This window comes from Pseudomonas sp. NPDC089392 (assembly GCF_044749595.1).
Taxonomy (GTDB): domain Bacteria; phylum Pseudomonadota; class Gammaproteobacteria; order Pseudomonadales; family Pseudomonadaceae; genus Aquipseudomonas.
This window is the reverse complement of sequence record NZ_JBIVIF010000034.1, coordinates 21,640-38,827: the sequence shown is the minus strand read 5'-3', so window position 1 is coordinate 38,827 and position 17,188 is coordinate 21,640. Positions and strand designations below refer to the sequence as shown.

The 17,188-nt window shown below is 63.2% G+C and carries 17 protein-coding genes; 7 read left to right on the top strand and 10 right to left on the bottom strand.

Translation table 11 applies throughout. From position 1 onward, the window contains the following. The first annotated feature begins 58 nt into the window (after positions 1-58). From pcaQ to ACIP1G_RS23735, 5 genes are all read left to right on the top strand, one after another. Positions 59-991, top strand: coding sequence for a pca operon transcription factor PcaQ (pcaQ, locus tag ACIP1G_RS23755; RefSeq protein ID WP_400741249.1), 933 nt, complete (start codon positions 59-61; stop codon positions 989-991). A gap of 555 nt (positions 992-1,546) precedes the next feature. Then, positions 1,547-2,299 (top strand): FKBP-type peptidyl-prolyl cis-trans isomerase, encoded by a 753-nt coding sequence (locus ACIP1G_RS23750; RefSeq protein WP_400741247.1) that lies wholly within the window; start codon positions 1,547-1,549, stop codon positions 2,297-2,299. Between the two features lie 295 nt (positions 2,300-2,594). Further along, positions 2,595-3,035, top strand: a complete 441-nt coding sequence (locus tag ACIP1G_RS23745) for a YkvA family protein (protein ID WP_400741245.1) — start codon at positions 2,595-2,597, stop codon at positions 3,033-3,035. A gap of 156 nt (positions 3,036-3,191) precedes the next feature. After that, the gene (locus tag ACIP1G_RS23740; RefSeq protein WP_346646636.1) at positions 3,192-3,530 is read left to right on the top strand and encodes a helix-turn-helix transcriptional regulator; all 339 of its coding nucleotides are present in this window, start codon (positions 3,192-3,194) and stop codon (positions 3,528-3,530) included. Next, entirely contained in the window at positions 3,527-3,895 is a 369-nt protein-coding gene (locus tag ACIP1G_RS23735; protein WP_003252539.1) for a hypothetical protein, read from the top strand. Before ACIP1G_RS23740 ends, ACIP1G_RS23735 begins: the two co-directional genes overlap by 4 nt. 60 nt (positions 3,896-3,955) lie before the next feature. Here the strand turns inward: ACIP1G_RS23735 and ACIP1G_RS23730 are convergent, their stop codons facing one another. After that, complete coding sequence (locus ACIP1G_RS23730) at positions 3,956-4,924, bottom strand: EAL domain-containing protein (protein WP_400741242.1); 969 nt, start codon at positions 4,922-4,924, stop codon at positions 3,956-3,958. 118 nt (positions 4,925-5,042) lie between these two features. Beyond that, a complete protein-coding gene (locus ACIP1G_RS23725; RefSeq protein ID WP_400741241.1) occupies positions 5,043-7,124 on the bottom strand; it encodes a carboxy terminal-processing peptidase in 2,082 nt (693 codons plus the stop codon). Positions 7,125-7,264: 140 nt separating this feature from the next. Between ACIP1G_RS23725 and ACIP1G_RS23720 the strand changes: the two genes are divergently transcribed. Continuing rightward, positions 7,265-8,227 (top strand): NAD(P)H-quinone oxidoreductase, encoded by a 963-nt coding sequence (locus tag ACIP1G_RS23720; protein WP_400741239.1) that lies wholly within the window; start codon positions 7,265-7,267, stop codon positions 8,225-8,227. Positions 8,228-8,333: 106 nt separating this feature from the next. Here the strand turns inward: ACIP1G_RS23720 and ACIP1G_RS23715 are convergent, their stop codons facing one another. From ACIP1G_RS23715 to ACIP1G_RS23690, 6 genes are all read right to left on the bottom strand, one after another. Beyond that, positions 8,334-8,987 carry an HAD family hydrolase gene (locus tag ACIP1G_RS23715; protein ID WP_400741238.1) on the bottom strand — a complete coding sequence of 218 codons (654 nt, stop codon included), beginning with the start codon at positions 8,985-8,987 and terminating at the stop codon, positions 8,334-8,336. 12 nt (positions 8,988-8,999) lie between these two features. Beyond that, a complete protein-coding gene (locus ACIP1G_RS23710) occupies positions 9,000-9,989 on the bottom strand; it encodes an ABC transporter ATP-binding protein (RefSeq protein ID WP_400741236.1) in 990 nt (329 codons plus the stop codon). A gap of 1 nt (position 9,990) precedes the next feature. After that, on the bottom strand, positions 9,991-10,785 hold the full coding sequence (locus tag ACIP1G_RS23705) for an ABC transporter permease (RefSeq protein WP_400741235.1): 795 nt from the start codon (positions 10,783-10,785) through the stop codon (positions 9,991-9,993). Beyond that, positions 10,775-11,605, bottom strand: a complete 831-nt coding sequence (locus ACIP1G_RS23700) for an ABC transporter permease (protein ID WP_400741233.1) — start codon at positions 11,603-11,605, stop codon at positions 10,775-10,777. The genes ACIP1G_RS23705 and ACIP1G_RS23700 overlap by 11 nt, the downstream gene beginning before the upstream one ends. Continuing rightward, the gene (locus ACIP1G_RS23695) at positions 11,602-12,408 is read right to left on the bottom strand and encodes an alkaline phosphatase family protein (protein WP_201204784.1); all 807 of its coding nucleotides are present in this window, start codon (positions 12,406-12,408) and stop codon (positions 11,602-11,604) included. Before ACIP1G_RS23695 ends, ACIP1G_RS23700 begins: the two co-directional genes overlap by 4 nt. A gap of 129 nt (positions 12,409-12,537) precedes the next feature. Further along, on the bottom strand, positions 12,538-13,602 hold the full coding sequence (locus tag ACIP1G_RS23690; protein ID WP_400741231.1) for an ABC transporter substrate-binding protein: 1,065 nt from the start codon (positions 13,600-13,602) through the stop codon (positions 12,538-12,540). Between the two features lie 326 nt (positions 13,603-13,928). On the opposite strand from ACIP1G_RS23690, the gene ACIP1G_RS23685 reads away from it, so the two are divergent. Further along, positions 13,929-14,642, top strand: a complete 714-nt coding sequence (locus ACIP1G_RS23685) for a UTRA domain-containing protein (protein WP_400741229.1) — start codon at positions 13,929-13,931, stop codon at positions 14,640-14,642. A 100-nt stretch (positions 14,643-14,742) separates the two neighbouring features. On the opposite strand, the gene ACIP1G_RS23680 is transcribed toward ACIP1G_RS23685, so the two are convergent. Together ACIP1G_RS23680 and ACIP1G_RS23675 are read right to left on the bottom strand one after the other, a co-directional pair. Next, positions 14,743-16,896 (bottom strand): mechanosensitive ion channel family protein, encoded by a 2,154-nt coding sequence (locus tag ACIP1G_RS23680; RefSeq protein WP_400741227.1) that lies wholly within the window; start codon positions 16,894-16,896, stop codon positions 14,743-14,745. A 44-nt stretch (positions 16,897-16,940) separates the two neighbouring features. Next, positions 16,941-17,108, bottom strand: coding sequence for a hypothetical protein (locus tag ACIP1G_RS23675; protein ID WP_016501052.1), 168 nt, complete (start codon positions 17,106-17,108; stop codon positions 16,941-16,943). Positions 17,109-17,188 lie beyond the last annotated feature (80 nt).

Below are 17,188 nucleotides of genomic sequence, written 5' to 3'. Positions count from 1 at the left end.
AGAGGCCGGGACAGGCTATCTGCATGATCAGCCCCAACAATGCGGTAAGCTTTAGGCCATGAACCTAGACACCCGCATCAAGTACCGCCACCTGCTGTGCTTCCTGGAGATTGCCCGGCAAGGCAGCCTGGCCAGGGCTGCCGACGTGCTTGCCATCAGCCAGCCGGCCATCTCCAAAACCCTCAAGGAACTCGAAGACCTGCTGGAGTCGCGCCTGTTCGCGCGCAGCCGCCAGGGCGTCGAGCTGACCCCGGCCGGTGCGCGTTTCATGCGCTATGCCGGGCCCAGCGTGCAGGCCCTGCGCGACGGCGTCAGCAGCCTGCGTGGCGAAGCACGGGCGCCGTCGCAGGTGCGCATCGGCGTACTGTCCACGGTCGAAGGCCTGCTCATGCCCGAAGTGCTGTGCCGCCTGCACCAGCGGCATGAGGCACTGCTGATCAGTGTGGTCACCGGGGTCAGCGCCCAGCTGCTGGGCCAGTTGCACCTGGGCGAGCTGGAGCTGGTGGTCGGGCGCATGACCGACAGCCCGCAGATCCAGGGCCTGTCGTTCGAGCACCTGTACAGCGAATCGATGAGCCTGGTGGTGCGACCGGGCCACCCGCTGCTGGCCAGCACACCGGTGGAGCGTGCCCAGGTGGGGCATTACCCGCTGGTGTTGCCGCCTGCAGGCACCACCATTCGCCAGCATGCCGACAGCCTGTTCGTGCAATGCGGCATCCAGATGCCGGCGCAACGCCTGGAAACCCTGTCACTGGCCCTGAGCCGCCGCTACCTGCTGGGCAGCGATGCGGTGTGGGTAGCGCCGCGCGATGCGGTGCTGCTCGACCTGCGCCGTGGTGAACTGGTAGAGCTCGACCTGGGTGTGCGCGAGCCGGGTGGTTCGGTGGGTATCTGCCGCAATGCCGCGCTGGCGCAGAGCCTGCCGGGGCAATGGGTGTGTGAGGTGCTGCGCGAGGTGGCGGGGGAGTACCGTGAAGGGCGGTACCCTTAAGGGGGCGGTGGATGTCGCGGGTGTATGCCGGGAGGTTTGCAGCGCCTGTGAAATCGAGCGCCGCCCGCGCGGCGCTTCGCAGCACAAGGCTGCTCCCACATCTGTTTCGGGCCAGTTAATCCTGAAGCAGAGGCGCGCGGCCCCTTGGTGCTCACCTCGATATCGTGACGGACAAACAAGGCGGTCGCGTGCATTGGCACAGGCGTTACTGGCCAGAAACAGATGTAGGAGCAGCCTTGTGCTGCGAAGCGCCGCGCGGGCGGCGCTCGATCTCACAGGCGCTGCAAACCTCCCGGCGTACACCCACGGCATCCACCTCCCACCCACCCAACCAATCCCGGACCCCGCACAAATAAATCCCCCTCAAAACCGCGCAAAAACGGCACAACCGGTCAATACTGGCCAATGGCTGCAATGCCCAGGATGAATAACCGTTTAACTACTGAACTTCCTTGGCAAAACCCGCTCCTATGCCGGTAGCCATTGGTCATGGCCGCCTGCTAAGCTCGCGGCTTTACCCTGATTGCCCTTATGGCGCATGAACAAGGAAATAGCATGAAACAGCATCGTTTGGCGGCTGCGGTTGCCCTGGTAGGCCTGGTACTGGCTGGCTGCGATCAACAAGCCAGCAGCCCCGAGCTGAAGACTCCGGCACAGAAAGCCTCCTACGGTATCGGCCTGAACATGGGCAAGAGCCTGGCTCAGGAAGGCATGGAAGACCTTGATTCGAAAGCAGTCGCCCTCGGCATCGAAGACGCCGTCGGCAAGAAAGAACAGCGCATCAAGGACGAAGAGCTGGTAGAAGCTTTCACCTCGCTGCAGAAGCGTGCCGAAGAGCGCCTGGCCAAGGCCAGCGAAGAAGCAGCCTCCGCCGGCAAGAAGTTCCTTGAAGAAAACGCCAAGAAGCCAGGCGTGGTCACCACTGCCTCGGGCCTGCAGTACGAAGTGGTCAAGAAGGCCGACGGCCCGCAGCCCAAGCCGACTGACGTGGTCACTGTCCACTACGAAGGCAAGCTGATCGATGGCAAGGTGTTCGACAGCTCCGTCGAGCGCGGCAGCCCGATCGACCTGCCGGTCAGCGGCGTGATCCCAGGTTGGGTCGAAGGCCTGCAGCTGATGCACGTCGGCGAGAAGTACAAGCTGTTCATCCCGGCTGAACTGGCCTACGGCGCACAAAGCCCAAGCCCGCTGATCCCGGCCAACTCGGTACTGGTGTTCGACCTGGAACTGATCGCCATCAAAGACCAGGCCCAGCTGCAAGGCGCCGAGCCGGAAGCCGAAGCCCCGGCCGAAGCCCCTGCCAAGTAAGGCTGGCTGGCCCCACGCAAAACGCCCCGTCATGACGGGGCGTTTTCGTTTGTGCGGGCGGTGGTTGGACGAACCTGCAACTGCTGATACTGTCCGAGGAAAAGTAGCGTGACGCCGTAGACGCTTCTGACGCAAATCGTTTGCTACCTATGTACCCACGGTATGAAACGACTGTGTAAAAAACGCCCGATCTGACCCGGGCCCTTGCCTGGCAGGCACCCGGGGGCCGAAACGTCGCCCTGTTCACAAGGTTATCCACAATAAATGTGGATAACCTTTTCCCTCTGGAGGCTCCATGAATGCACCCTGGAATTTCGCCCGTTTCCTACCCCTGGCCGAGCGCTTGCTCAGCCGTGGCCGGTTGCCGGCCCTGCTGTTCGCGGTCGCCCGCAAAGGCCCGAAGCTCGGCCAGCTGCGCGAGGATGTGAAGCTGCTGCAGTCACTGTGCCTGGCTTGGTGGCGCGGCGAATACCGCGCCATCAGCCCCAAGGCGCTGGTTACCATCGTCGCCGGCCTGTTGTATTTCGTCAGCCCGATCGATGCCATCCCCGACTGGCTGCTGGGCGTGGGTTTCCTCGATGACATCGCCGTACTCGGCTGGGTGTTGAAGACCGTTGCCGACGAGTTGGCGCGCTTCAAGGCCTGGCGTGACAACCAGGCGCCCGAACGGCTGCGCGTGGTGGAACGCTTGCCCGCTACCTCGGAAGCCTTGCGCTTGGAGCGCAATACACCGTGAAAATGGTCTGAGTTACAGCTCAGCTACATCACAGCTACACAACAGCAGTGCCTGAATTGCGCCTCAACTGCACAGACCCCCGAAGTTGGTAATATAATTGGCATAAGGGTTATGCCTACGGATTACATGCTGTAATCCTTTTTGAGGGGTTTTGTAATGGGTATTCAGGTTATCAGCCGGGACGGTCAGCCCGAGTACGCCGTCGTTCCCTGGGAGCAGTACCAGGCGTTGCTCAAGGCCGCTGGGCAGGCGCCAGCCGAGGCGGTTGCCAGTGAAGCGAGCAGCGCCACTGCCAGTGCGCCATTGCCGGCGTTCAGCGAAGTGGCGCAGATTCGCCAGGCCAAGGGTATTGCCCCTGAACAGCTGGCGCGCAATGTGGGGGTGAGCCCGGCTTACCTGGCCATGATCGAGTCGGGCGAACGGCAACCGGACGCAGCCATCCGCCGCGCCCTGGCCTGGCATCTGGGGGTGGCTGGCTGGAGCGAGCCATCATGAGCCAGGTCAGGATCAGCCGTCAGCACTGGGATAACCTGCTGGGCGAGCTTGACCTGGCCCGACGTCAACGTCACTTGCTGACCTACCGAGCGCTTATCGAGCGCTTGCAATTGCCCAGCCCGGCCATGCAGACGCTGACCGCCGCGCTGGAGTACCTGGCGGTGCTGGACGCCCGTGCCGAGCAGCCATTGCGTAGCTCGCTGGTGATCAGCCAGGGCGCCAGCCGTTTGCCGCGTACCGGTTTTTTCGAATGCGTGGAGCGCCTGGGGCGTTTCACCGGGCCGGTCGATGGCATGGAGGCGGCGTCGTGGCATGCCTCCGAGGTGGTGCGGGTGTTCGAGTACAGCTACCCCGAAACGGCTTGAGTCGTTACCTGTGCCGGCCTATTCGCGGGTGAACCCGCTCCCACAGGTACAGCGCAAGGCTTAAGACCTGTGGTGAACCTGTGGGAGCGGGTTTACCCGCGAATAGGCCGGCACAGGCAACGCATCCCTGTGAATTAGCCCACAAGGCCTGCCATCGGCATCCACCACTTCCAACGCGTCCAGATGCTGGTGCCGACCAAACAATTCCAGCAGTTGCCCAATCGTGGCATTCAACCGCACCGTAGGCTGTTCAAACGTCGGTACAGGCATCAACCCCGGCAACGGCCGGCTCTCCCGCACCCCCAGCTCCTGCGGCCGCCCCAGCAGGTAGCCCTGCACCAGGTCCACGCCCATCTCCACCAGCGCCGCCAGCTCCTCCGCCAGCTCGATCCCTTCGGCAATCACCTGTGCCTTCGACGCTCGGGCAATCTGCAGGATCGAACCGACGAACTCACGCTTGAGCGGGTCGCGGTGTATGCCGTCGATGAAGTGCCGGTCGATCTTCACGTATTCAGGGCGCAGCTCCGACCATAAGCGCAGGCTGGAATAACCCGCCCCCAGGTCGTCGATGGCAATCGAAAAGCCCATGTCGCGGTAGTGGTGCAGGGCATTGGACAGCAGCTGGAAGTCGTCGGTCGGGGTGTGCTCGGTCAGCTCGATCACCACCTGGCTAGGCGGCAGGCCGACCTGTTCAAGCAGTTTGAGGGTCAGGCCGGACGGGTAGTGCGGCTCCAGCAGCGATTCCGGCGAGATGTTGAGAAACAGCTTGCCCTGTAACTGCTGCGCGCTGAAACGCCGGCAGGCGCTTTCCCGGCAAGCGGCCTCCAGCTCGGTCAGGCGGCCGGCCTGGCGGGCGACGGTAAACAGGTTCAGCGGCGCGTGCAGCGGGCTGTTGGACGGCCCACGGCTCAGCGCCTCATGGCCGTATACCCGTTGTTCGCTCAGGCACATGATCGGCTGGAACAGGCTGTTGATACTGCGTTGAGCCAGGATGGCACTCAAGGCACTGAGCTGTTCGGCAACGGTCATGACATATTCCTGAAAATGAAAGGGCCGGGTGCTTGCACGCCCGGCCCCTCTATTTCACGACAGCGCGATGACTGTTTAATGACAGGTCACATTATTCTGCCATCACTGCCACGGTGCCTTACTTCTTGGCCACCTTGGTGCTTGCGCTAAGGTAGTCGATCAGGATGCGACCGGTTTCGGACAGGTAGGCGTCGTCTTCCGGCTTGGTGTTTTCATCCTCGGTCGGCAGCGCGTCTTCGTCCTCTTTCTTCAGCTCTTTCAGCGGCTCTTCACCCTTGGCCTTGCGGCGGACGTTTTCCAGTGCGAGTTGCTTGGCCTCGATGTCGTCGTGGCGTGCGCGGCGCTCCTGCTCGTTGAGGCTGACGGTTTTTTCGGTCATCAGCTTCTGGGTCAGGGCCAGGCGGTCGCGGATGTAGGTGAACTCTGCATCCTTGTCGCTGCGTGCTTCATGCTGCGCCTTGAGCTGGGCCAGGAACGGCTTGAACGGGTCGGCCGCCGGCTTGACCACCGGGCGGATGGTGTCCCATGGCATGGCTTCGGGCAGGGCGCTCTCGCCGATTTCCTTGGTGTCGATGATCGACGGGTAGTCGATGTCGGGCAGCACGCCCTGGTGCTGGGTGCTCTGTCCGGAAACCCGGTAGAACTTGGCCAGGGTCAGCTTCAGCTCGCCATGGTTGAGCGGCTGGATGGTCTGCACGGTGCCTTTGCCGAAGGTCTGGCCACCGATGATCAGCGCGCGGTGGTAGTCCTGCATGGCACCGGCGAAGATCTCCGAAGCCGACGCCGACAGGCGGTTGACCAGCAGCGCCAGCGGGCCTTTGTAGAAGGCGCCAGGGTTTTCGTCTTCCAGCACGTCGACGCGGCCGTCGCTGTTGCGTACCAGCACAGTCGGGCCTTTTTCGATGAACAGGCTGGTCAGCTCGGTGGCTTCCTGCAGCGAGCCACCGCCGTTGTTGCGCAGGTCGATGACCACACCGTCGACTTTTTCTTTCTGCAGTTCGGTGAGCAGCTTCTTCACGTCACGCGTGGTGCTCTTGTACTCCGGGTCACCGGCGCGGTACGCCTTGAAGTCCAGGTAGAAGGCCGGGATCTCGATGATGCCCAGCTTGTAGTCACGCCCGTCCTGCTTGAGCTTGAGCACCGACTTTTTCGCGGCCTGCTCTTCAAGCTTCACCGCTTCGCGGGTGATCGACACGATCTTGCTGGTCTGGTCGCTGGGTGCATTGCTGGCCGGGATGATCTCCAGGCGCACCACCGAGCCTTTCGGGCCACGGATCAGCTTGACCACTTCGTCCAGGCGCCAGCCGACCACGTCGACCATTTCCTTGTTGCCCTGGGCTACGCCGATGATCTTGTCGGCCGGGGCCACCTGCTTGGTCTTGGCTGCCGGGCCAGCCGGCACCAGGCGCACGATCTTGACCTGGTCGTTGTCGCTTTGCAGCACCGCGCCGATGCCTTCCAGCGACAGGCTCATGTTGATGTCGAAGTTTTCTGCGTTGTCCGGCGACAGGTAGTTGGTGTGCGGGTCGTAGGACTGGGCGAAGGTGTTGATGTAGGCCTGGAAGATGTCCTCGGCACGGGTCTGGTCCAGGCGCGCCAGCTGGTTCTTGTAGCGCTTGGTCAGGGTTTCCTGGATCTGCTTGGGTTCCTTGCCGGCGATCTTCTGGCGCAGCACTTCGTCCTTGACGCGTTTGCGCCACAGGTCGTCGAGCTCGGCCTGGTCCTTCAGCCACGGCGCGTCCTTGCGGTCGATCAGCAAGGTTTCCTTGGTGGTGAAGTCGATCTTGTCCACGCCTTTGTTCAGCTCGGCCAGGGCGAAGTCCAGGCGTTGCTTGACGCGGTCCAGGTAGCGTTTGTAGATGGTGAAGCCCGGCTCCAGGTTACCGCTCTTGAGGAAATCGTCGAACTGCGTTTTCCATTTGTCGAATTCGGCGATATCGGCAGCGGTGAAGTAGCTGCGTGCCGGGTCCAGCAACTTGATGTAGCTGTCATAGATGATGACCGAACGGGCGTCGTCCAGCGGCGGCTTGCTGTAGTGGTGGCGCTTGAGCAATTCCACCACGTTGAGGCTGGCGACGATCTCGTCGCGGTCCGGCTGCAGGCTGTCCCATTTGTTGGCGGCCGCCGCATTGCCGCCGAGCGTGAGGCTGCCCAGGCCGATCATTACAGCGAGGGCGGTGCTTGGGAGGAAATGCTTCATGCTGATTCGACGTGGAGGCAATTGATCACGCATAGTAGGCCGTCTTTTCCGTTGCCGGTTCCATGGAACCGGGCAAATACTGCAAAAAGCCTGGGGTGTGCGTTCCCCAGGCCCAGTCATGATTCAACTATGGAGGCACTGTGAAGGCATTGCAAGGCGTTGACGGACATGTGGAGTGGGTCGAGGCCGAACGCCCGGCCTGTGATGCGGGCCAAGTGCGCATTCGCGTGGCCGCAGCGGGGCTGAACCGCGCCGATCTGCTGCAGATGAAGGGTTTGTACCCGCCACCGCCAGGTGCCAGCCCGTACATGGGCCTGGAGTGTTCCGGGGTGGTTGAAGAAGTTGGCGCCGGTGCCGATTGGCGCGTGGGCGACCGGGTGTGTGCGCTGCTGGCCAGCGGTGCCATGGCCGAGGAAGTGGTGGTCGACGCCCGCCACGTGTTGCCGGTGCCTGAGGGCCTGAGCCTGAACGAGGCAGCGGCGTTGCCGGAGGTGTATGCCACCGCCTGGTTGAACATTTTCCAGCTCGGTGCCGTGAAGGCCGGTGAGAAGGTGTTGGTACACGCCGGCGCCAGTGGCGTTGGTTCCGCCGCTATCCAGCTGTGCAAGGCGTTCGGCAGCCCGGTATGGGTCAGCGTCGGTTCAGCGGATCGGCTGGCCTATTGCGAAGCGCTGGGCGCTGCGGGTGGTGTGGTACGTAACGAGAACCTGGATGCACTGGAAGGATTCGGGCCGTTCGACGTGATTCTCGACCCGGTGGGTGCCAGCTACGGCGAACTCAACCTCAAGCTGCTGGCGCGCGACGGGCGCTGGGTGATCATCGGCCTGATGGGCGGGCGCAAGTTCCAGCTGGACCTGGCGCAGGTGCTGGGCAAGCGCCTGGAGATTACCGGGTCGACCTTGCGTAACCGCGATGACGGTTTCAAGGCCGAGTTGCTGCGTGAATTGCAGCAGCAGGTGTGGCCGCTGTTTGCCGAAGGGCGACTGTCGCCGCAGCTGGTCGATACCTACCCGGTGGAGTTTGCCCAGGCGGCGTATGCCGAGCTGGAGACCAACCAGGTGTCGGGCAAGCTGGTGATGGTGATTGACCCAAGCCTGGTGTAAGCAGGCTCGGCCCTTTCGCGGGTGAACCCGCTCCTACACAGGGAAAGGTGATCCTTGTAGGAGCGGGTTTACCCGCGAATAGGCCAGTACAGGCAATACCAAAAGCTCAGGACCAATTCAGGATCGGCCACTTGTTGGTCTCGGCATGCTCCCGCAACACCCCATCCGGGTTCACCACATGCGGGTAATCCACCTTCAGCAACAACGGCAGGTCATTCCGCGAATCGGAATAGAAATTCGCCCCCTCCAGATTCTCCTGCTCCTGGTCCAGCCACTCCAGCAGCCGCGTAATCTTGCCTTCACGGTAGGTCAACACCCCATGGGTCTTGCCGGTATACACCCCGTTTTGCGCCTCCAGCTCGATCGCCAGGTATTCATCCACCCCCAGCCGCGCCGCAATCGGCCCCACCAGGTGCGTGCCTGAAGCGGAAATGATCAAAATGCGGTCGCCGCGCTTGCGGTGCTCGGCAATGCAGCGGCAGGCGTCGCCATAGATGATCGGCTCGATCACCTCTTCGACCCACGGCTCCACCAAATGCTCGACCTCTTCCAGGGTGCGCCCGGCAATGGGCTCCAGGCTGAAGGCCATGTAGTCCTCCATCTGCAGGTGGCCCTTGCCGTAGGCCTCCATCAGCTCACGGTCGCGGCGCAGGAAGTCCTTGCCGTCGACCCAGCCCAGCCGGGCCATCTGCTCGCTCCACAACGACGCGCAGTCGCCGTGGATCAGGGTTTCGTCCAGATCGAAAATTGCCAATGCCATGGGTGAGTCTCCTTAGGCCACTTCGCGTAGCGCCGTAGGGTCAATCGACAAGCTTACCCGCTGCCCGTCCGCGTGCAGGTCGGCCGGCGAGCGGTTGAGCACGTCGACCACCAGCTCCACTTCACGCACCCGCACCCGGTAACGGATCACGTTGCCCAGCAGGCTGCGGCTGCGCACTTCGGCGTCGAGTTCGCCGTGCACGCCCAGGGTGATCGACTCCGGGCGGATTGCCAGGCGGTGGGCCACCGGGCGCTGCAGCAGGCGGCTGGCGCTGTCGGCATCGAGCAGGTTGTAGTTGCCGATAAAGCCGGCGGCAAACAGGTCCACCGGCGCGGTATAGAGGGTTTCGGCATCGCCGCTCTGGACGATGCGCCCCTGGTTCATCAAGAAGATGCGGTCGGACATGGTCAGTGCTTCCTCCTGGTCGTGGGTGACGAAAATGGTGGTCAGCCCCAGCTCACGCTGTATCGCGCGAATCTGCTCGCGCAGGTGCTTGCGAATGCGCGCATCCAGCGCCGACAGCGGCTCGTCCAGCAGCAGCAGGCGCGGGCGGGTGACCAGCGAACGGGCCAGGGCCACGCGCTGGCACTGGCCGCCAGACAACTGGTGCGGGTAGCGCCCGGCGAAGTTGCCCAGTTCTACCAGCTCCAGTGCCTCACGCACCCGTGCCTGGCTTTCATTGGCTTTTACCTTCTGCATGCGCAGGCCAAAGGCGACGTTCTGCTCCACGGTCATGTTGGGGAACAGCGCATAGCTTTGGAACACCATGCCGATGCCACGCTTTTGCGGGCTCAGCGGCACGATGTCGTGGCCGTCGAGCAGGATCTGCCCGCTGTCCACCGGGGTCAGCCCGGCGATGCAGCGCAGCAGGGTGGACTTGCCGCAACCGGACGGGCCGAGCAGGGTGACGAACTCGCCGCGTTCGATGTGGCAGTCGATGTTCTCGAACACCGGGCTGCCGGCATAGCTTTTCTGCAGTTTCTGTACGCTGACGAAGCTCATGTCAGGTCTTGTCCTTGTTCAGGCGGTTGGCGACCCAGGTCAGTACCAGCACGAAGCCGAAGTACGAGATCACCAGCGCGCTGTTGAAGTGGCCGCTGCTGTTGCGCATGTTGTTCAGGTACACCTGCAGGGTTTCGTAGCGGGTGCCGACCAGCAGGTTGGCAAACACGAACTCACCGAACAGGAACGAGAACGACAGCAGCAACGCCACCATCAGGCCCTTGCGCAGGTTCGGCAGCACCACCAGCAACGCAGCCTGCCAGGTGCTGGCGCCGAGCAGCTGGGCGGCGTCCATCAGGTCGCGCAGGTTGATGGCCTGCAGGTTGTTGGTAATGGCCCGGTACATGAATGGCAGGGCGATGGTGAAGTAGCAGCCGATCAGGATCCACGGCGTGCCGACCATGGCCATCGGCCCGCTGCCATACAGCTGCAGCAGGCCCACCGACGACACCACCGGCGGTACCGCGAACGGCAGCAGGATGAGAATGTTCATCAGCGCGTCGAGCCTGGGGAAGTGGTAATGCACCACGAACAGCAGCGGCAAGATCAGCACCACCGACAGCAGCAGTGCGCCCACGCACACCAGCAACGACTGGCCGAAGGCCGCCAGGAAGCGCGGCTCGCTCCACAGCGCGGCGTACCATTTCAGGGTCAGGCCGCTGGGCAGCAGGCTGGCCGACCAGCTGGTGGCCAGCGAGTACAACAGGGTGCCGGCCAGTGGCAGCAGCAGGATGAGGAACAGCAGGTAAACCACGGCGCGGTGGTACCAGCCGCCAGAGCGGGCGTCAGCGCGCATGGTAGCTCCGTTTCAGCAGCCATTGATGCACCACCGTGACCAGGGTCATCAAGCCTACCAGCACCATCGCCAAGGCACTGGCCAGGTTGGGGTCGAGGCTGATGTCACCGGCCACCAGGCCAGCGATGCGGATCGGCAGTACGTTGAAATTGCCGGTGGTCAGCGCGTATACGGTGGCGTAGGCACCGAGGGCGTTGGCCAGCAGGATGACGAAGGTGCCCAGCAGTGCCGGGGTCAGCACCGGCAAGCCGATGTGCCGCCAAAACTGCCAATGGCTGGCGCCCAACAGCGCGGCCGATTCACGCCAGTCTTCACGCAGGGCATCGAAGGCGGGGTACAGCAGCAACACGCCAAGCGGGATCTGGAAGTAGGTGTACACCAGGATCAGGCCGCTTTTGGAATAGATGCTGAAGTCTTCCAGCAGGCCGACCTGCTTCAGCAGCAGGGTCAGGGCGCCGTTGAAGCCAAGCAGGATGATGAAGGCGAACGCCAGCGGCACCCCGGCGAAGTTGCTGGTCATGTTGGCGAAGGCACTGACAAAGTCGCGCAGCTTCGAGTCCACCTGGCGCAACGAATAGGCGCCGAGGGTGGCGATGACGATGCCGAACAGGCTCGACCAGAAGCTGATTTCCAGGCTGCGCTGCAGGGCCTGCAGGTAGAACTTCGAGGTGAACACCTTGCTGAAATTGTCCACGCCCCAGCCGGCTTCCGATTGCAGGCTGTTTATCGCCACCCAGGCCAGCGGGGCGATCTGGAAGATGACGAAGAACACGGCGAATGGCAACAGGCAGAGCAGGGCCAGGTAGCGGCCACGGTTCACTTCAGCAGCTCCCGGCACACTGTCTTGTCGTGCGCTGCGCCCAGCAGTTCGCAGATGGTCCCGCACAGCTCGGTCTGCAGCGGCTTGGCCGCCGGGTCGAGGCTGAAGGCGTCGCCGAACACGAACAGCGGCACTTCGCGTTCCTCGGCCAGCAGGCCGTTGTGCGAGCGGTCGTTGTTCATGCCGTGGTCGGCGGTGACCAGCACCTGGTAGCCCTCTTCCAGCCAGCCCGGCAGGTAGTCGGCCAGCAGGATGTCGACGCTGCGCGCGGCGTTGCGGTACTGGCTGCTGTCCAGGCCGTGGCGGTGGCCGACGTCGTCGATGCTCATCGGGTGCACCAGCAGGAAGTTGGGTGCATGGCGGCGGCGCAGGTACTCGCCGTCGGCCAGCAGGTGCGAATCGGGGTAGCGGTCGTCCCAGTAGAACAGCCCGTGCTGGATCGGCAGCTTTGGCGCGTGGGTGTGGCGGTCGCGCTGTGGGTCGAAGGGCGAGCGGTTGTACAGTTCGCTCATCCAGTGATAGGCCGCTGCGGCAGTGCCCAGGTTGGCCTCGCGGGCGTAGTGGAACACGCTGCGCTGGTTGGACAGGCGGTTCACGTTGTTGTGCACGATGCCGCTGTCGATGGGGGGCACGCCGGTGAGGATGCACTCGTACAGCGGCCGTGACAGCGACGGCAGTTCGCATTCCACGCGGTACAGCGCGGCGCGGTCGGCCTCGACATAGGCGTGCAGGTGGCCCATGGCGTGGTGGGCGACCTGGTAGTTGAGGCCGTCGAGCAGGACCAGGATGACGTTGTGTTGCATGTTTGCTCCAGTCATGAACCGCGTTGACTTCTTCGCGGGTAAACCCGCTCCTACATTTACCGCGTACCCCTGTGTAGGAGCGGGTTCACCCGCGAATAGGCCCGTCCAGGCGCTAGATAAGCTAGCCCCTTACTCCATCTCGATAATCACCTGCTCCTGCCACATCTGCGGCAGTTTCTTCGAGGTCGCTTCCCAGGCCTCGGCATTCTTGATCGGCTGCGCCGCCTTGTACTGCTCGTTCGGCAGCAGCTTGGCCTGCACATCGGCCGGCAGCGTCAGGTGCTCGGCACGGATCGGCCGCGCATGCCCCTTGGCCAGGTTGATCTGCCCGGCATCGCTGAAGATGTATTCACGGGTCAGCTTGGCCGCGTTAGGGTGCTTGGCGTACTTGTTGATCACAGTGGTATAGCCGGAGATCACCGAGCCGTCCGACGGGATCAGCACTTCAAAGCGCTTGGGGTCGATCTGTTCACGGTAGCTGAGGCCGTTGAAGTCCCACACCACGCCCACTTCAACCTCGCCCTTTTCCAGTGTCTGGATGGTCGGGTTGGCCAGCGACAGGCGTTTCTGCTGGGCCAGCTTGGTGAACAGTTGCAGGCCCGGCGCCACGTTGGTTTCGTCACCCTTGTAGGCGATGGCCGCAGCCAGCACGCCGTTGGCGGCCTGGGCGGCGGTGCCGACATCACCAATGGCGACCTTGTACTTGCCTTTTTCCAGGTCGTGCCAGGAAGCCGGGCGTTCGCCTTCCTTGACCAGGTCCTTGTTGATGATGAAGGCAATGGTGCCGGTATAGGCCAGTGCCCAGTGGCCGTCCTTGTCCTTGGCCCACGCCGGTACCTGGTCCCAGGTACTTGGCTTGTAAGGCTGGCTGACGCCCTTGGTCACGGCAATCGGGCCGAAGGCGGCACCCACGTCGCCGATGTCGGCGCTGGCGTTGTCCTTCTCGGCTTCGAACTTGGCGATTTCCTGGGCCGAGCTCATGTCGGTGTCGCTGTGCTTGAGGCCGTACTTGCTGGCCAGGTCTTCCCAGGTGCCTTTCCAGTTGGCCCAGGCATCCGGCATGCCCACGCTGTTGACGTTGCCTTCCTTGCGGGCGGCGTCTTCCAGGGCCTTGAGGTCGGTGCCGGCGGCCATGGCCGTGGTACACAACGCGATAGCCGAACCGAGCAGTGACGCCATGAAGAACTTTTTCATCCGAAGCTCCTTGGGGTGGGTGCCTTTGCGATCGTTGTTATGGGTAACGCCGTTGCAAGCCGTTGACTGGCACCTTTGGTCTAGGTCAGCAAACCTTGAGCCAAGGTAGGCCGCTTGCGTGACAGTTTGATGTAGGGAAGGGCCGGTGAAGGCCCTGAAGCTACAGCGTAGACCACGCATTCCCCCGGTTCTGCTGGCTTGGCGCGTTTCTGGCAGTGCCTGGCCATGGCCTTTGTCACAGGATGTTCATCAGCCCTGCCTAGGCTTGCTCTATTCTCCATGTGCCCTGTGATGGGGCTGGACTAGTCCAGATAGGTAACCTTTTGATGCAGTCGACGCCCCCGCGTGCGGTAACAGCCATCTGCCATGCCCTGCAGGAGCAGATCGAGCACGGCCTGCTGGCGCCGGGCGGCAAGCTGCCGGCCGAGCGCCGGCTCAGCGAGGTGTTCGACACCACGCGCATTACCCTGCGCGAGGCGCTGGCGCAGCTGGAGGCCCAGGGCCTGATCTACCGCGAAGAGCGCCGCGGCTGGTTTGTAGCGCCCGAGCGGCTGACCTACGACCTGATCGAGCGCAGCCACTTCCATGCCATGGTCCGCGACCAGGGGCGGTTAGCCAGTACCGAATTGTTGTCGGCGCGGCTGCAGCCGGCCTCGGCGGCCATCTGTGCGCGCTTGCAGTTGCCGGCGTTGTCCAGCGTGGTGCGTATCTGCCGCTTGCGGCGGATCGATGGGCGGGCGGTGCTGTATGCCGAGCACTACCTCAACCCCAGGTACTTCCCGGGGATTCTCGAACAGGAGCTGGCGCAGTCGCTGACCGAGATTTATGAGCAGGTGTATGGCATCCAGTATGGGCAGGTGTGCTTCGAGATCTTGCCGACGGCGTTACCGGTGGAGGCGGCGGGGGCGCTGAAGGTGTCGGCGGGTAGCCCGGGGTTGCACATTACCCGGGTCAACAGTGACCAGCATGGCCGCCTGATCGACTGTGACCTGGAGTATTGGCGGCATGATGCCATTCGCATCCGTGCCCAGGCTGGATGAGGTGCTGGCTTCTTCGCGGGCTTGCCCGCTCCCACAGGTACTGCACTGGCGTTGAGTCCTGTGATGATCCTGTGGGAGCGGGCAAGCCCGCGAAGAGGCCCTAACTGGAGGAACCGGCCTCTGTCATCCCACCACCACCCGCAGTCACCACCTGCACCGACAACCGCGGCGTGGCCAGGTCCAATCCCGCCTCATCCAGCTGCCGCTTCAGCGCCAGGTTGAACGCCCGCGATACTTCCCACTGCTTGATCGGTGCAGTCTTGAACCGCGCCCGCAGGATCGCCGAGCCCGACTCGAAACTCTCCACCCCCTGCAACTCCAGCGGCGACCAGATATTGCGCCGCATCAGCGGGTCGCTGCGCAGCTTCTGCCCCACCTCGCGAACCAGTGTGATTGCCTGGTCGATGTTCATGCTGTGCGGGATCGCCACGCGGAAGATCGCGTAGCCGAATTCGCGCGAGTAGTTCTTGATGCTCTTGATCTCGCTGAACGGGATGGTATGCACGATGCCGTCGATATCGCGCAGGCGCACGGTACGAATGGTCAAGCCCTCCACCGTGCCCAGGTGGCCGCCGACATCCACGTAGTCGTCGATGGCCAGCGAGTCCTCGATGATGATGAACAGCCCGGTGAACAGGTCGGCCACCAGCGACTGCGCGCCAAAGCCGATGGCCAGGCCGATCACGCCGGCACCGGCCAGCAGCGGGGTGACGTTCATGCCCATGTTGGCCAGGGCAACGATCACCGCGATGATGAAGATGACCACGAACATCACGTTGCGGATCAACGGCATCATGGTTTGCGCACGGGCGTTGGCCAGGCCCCGGCGCGAGCGCACCAGGGCGTGGTGCACGGCAGTGTCGGCAAGGATCCACACCAGCCAGGCGACGATCAGGGTGCCAGCCAGGCCCAGCAGGCGCACGCTGATGTCGTGGCCGTCGCCTTCGGCAAAGCTGATCATCGACAGGCCCCACACGCGCAGGCCCAATTCAATGAACAGCAGCCAGATGAACAGGTGCACCAGCAGGTAGCCGAAGTTGCGCAGGCGCTCGGCGTACACCGCCTGGCGCTTGCTGGCGCGCTTGGGGTTGGCCGCGTGGCGGCGTACCAGGCCGTTGAGCACCATGCACACCACCACCAGTACCGTACACATCAGTGACTGGCGCAGGGCGGTGCTGGTGTCACCGGCAGAAACGAAGGTGGCGAACAGCGAAATGGCCACCAGGATCAGCGCCGGGATGAACCAGAAGCTGCCGAGAATCTCGATGGTGTCGCTGAGGGTGCGGCGGGTCAGGCGCCGTGACAGCGGCTGGTTGCGGATCAGGTGGGCAATCGGGCGGCGGAAGCGCAGGATGAACAGCCCGGTGCACAGCGCGGCGATGACGTTGGCCAGGGTCGCCAGGGCGTGGGCCAGGTGGGTCCCCAGGGCGACCAGCATGCGCGGGTCGCTCATCGCCTCGCCAAACGCGGCGAAGCTGCCGATCAGCCACAACGGGCGGAAGGCCTGGTGCCGCAGGATGTGCAGGGCGCGGTGGCGGTGCGGGCCGTCGAGCAGCGAGAAGGCGATGACGCAGATGGCCGAAAAGCAGGTGCCGACCACCAGCGCATAAGCCAGCACCATGGCCAGCGATTTGCCCAGCGACTGCGGCAGCACGAAGCTCAGGTACACGGTGAACACCAGCGCCACCAGCCATGGGCCGAGCTTGCGCAGGGCAAAGCGCACCAGGTCCCAGGTGCGCGGGTGCTGTGGCAGTTCTTCGCTCAGGCCAAAGCGCAGGCGAATCCGATGGCCCACCCAGTTGAAGGCATAGGCCAGCACGCTCCACACGGCAATGACAGCGGCAAAGCCGAACAGGATGGCCGGCCACTGGTGCACCGGTACCATCAGTTCGGTCAGTTCGGCCTGGGCTTGCTCGATTTCCGCGGCCCAGCGAGAAAACGGGCTGGCATCGCCGCTGAACTGTTTTTCGAAATCATGCAGGGCACCGCCAATCAGGCCAAGCACACCCTGTTCGACGCTGGGTTGTGATTGCTTGGTGGCGTCGCGCAGCTTTTTCAGGTCGGCCAGCAACTTGGCCCGTTGCTGGTCGTTTTCCAGGTTCTTGATCACCTCGTCCAGCGACTTGCCCAGCGGCTCGCTGGCCTCCGGTTGCGCGGGCGCACTGCCGCCCAGCAGGCCAGGCAGGCCCGCCGCCTGTACCGGGGTGATGAACAGCAACAGCAGCAGGAACAGATAACGCAGAAGGGCAGGCACTGGCAAATCTACCTCAGGTCAAACGATTGACCGAGTGTAGAGGTTTATGTCGGCAGTTTCTCGAGGATCTTCCAGCAGGTGAGGCCGAAGATGCCGAGGGTACCGATCCACATCATCAGCACACCGATGTTGCGCTCGCGCATGCTGAAGCCGATGGTCAGCAGCATCAGGAACAGGAACACCGGCACGAACAGGGACAGGAACGGGGACATGGACAGCAATCCTTTTGCAGTGGGGCCATGTAACAAGCATAGCGGGTAGCAGGCGAAGCGGGATTGACCTTGAGCAGGCT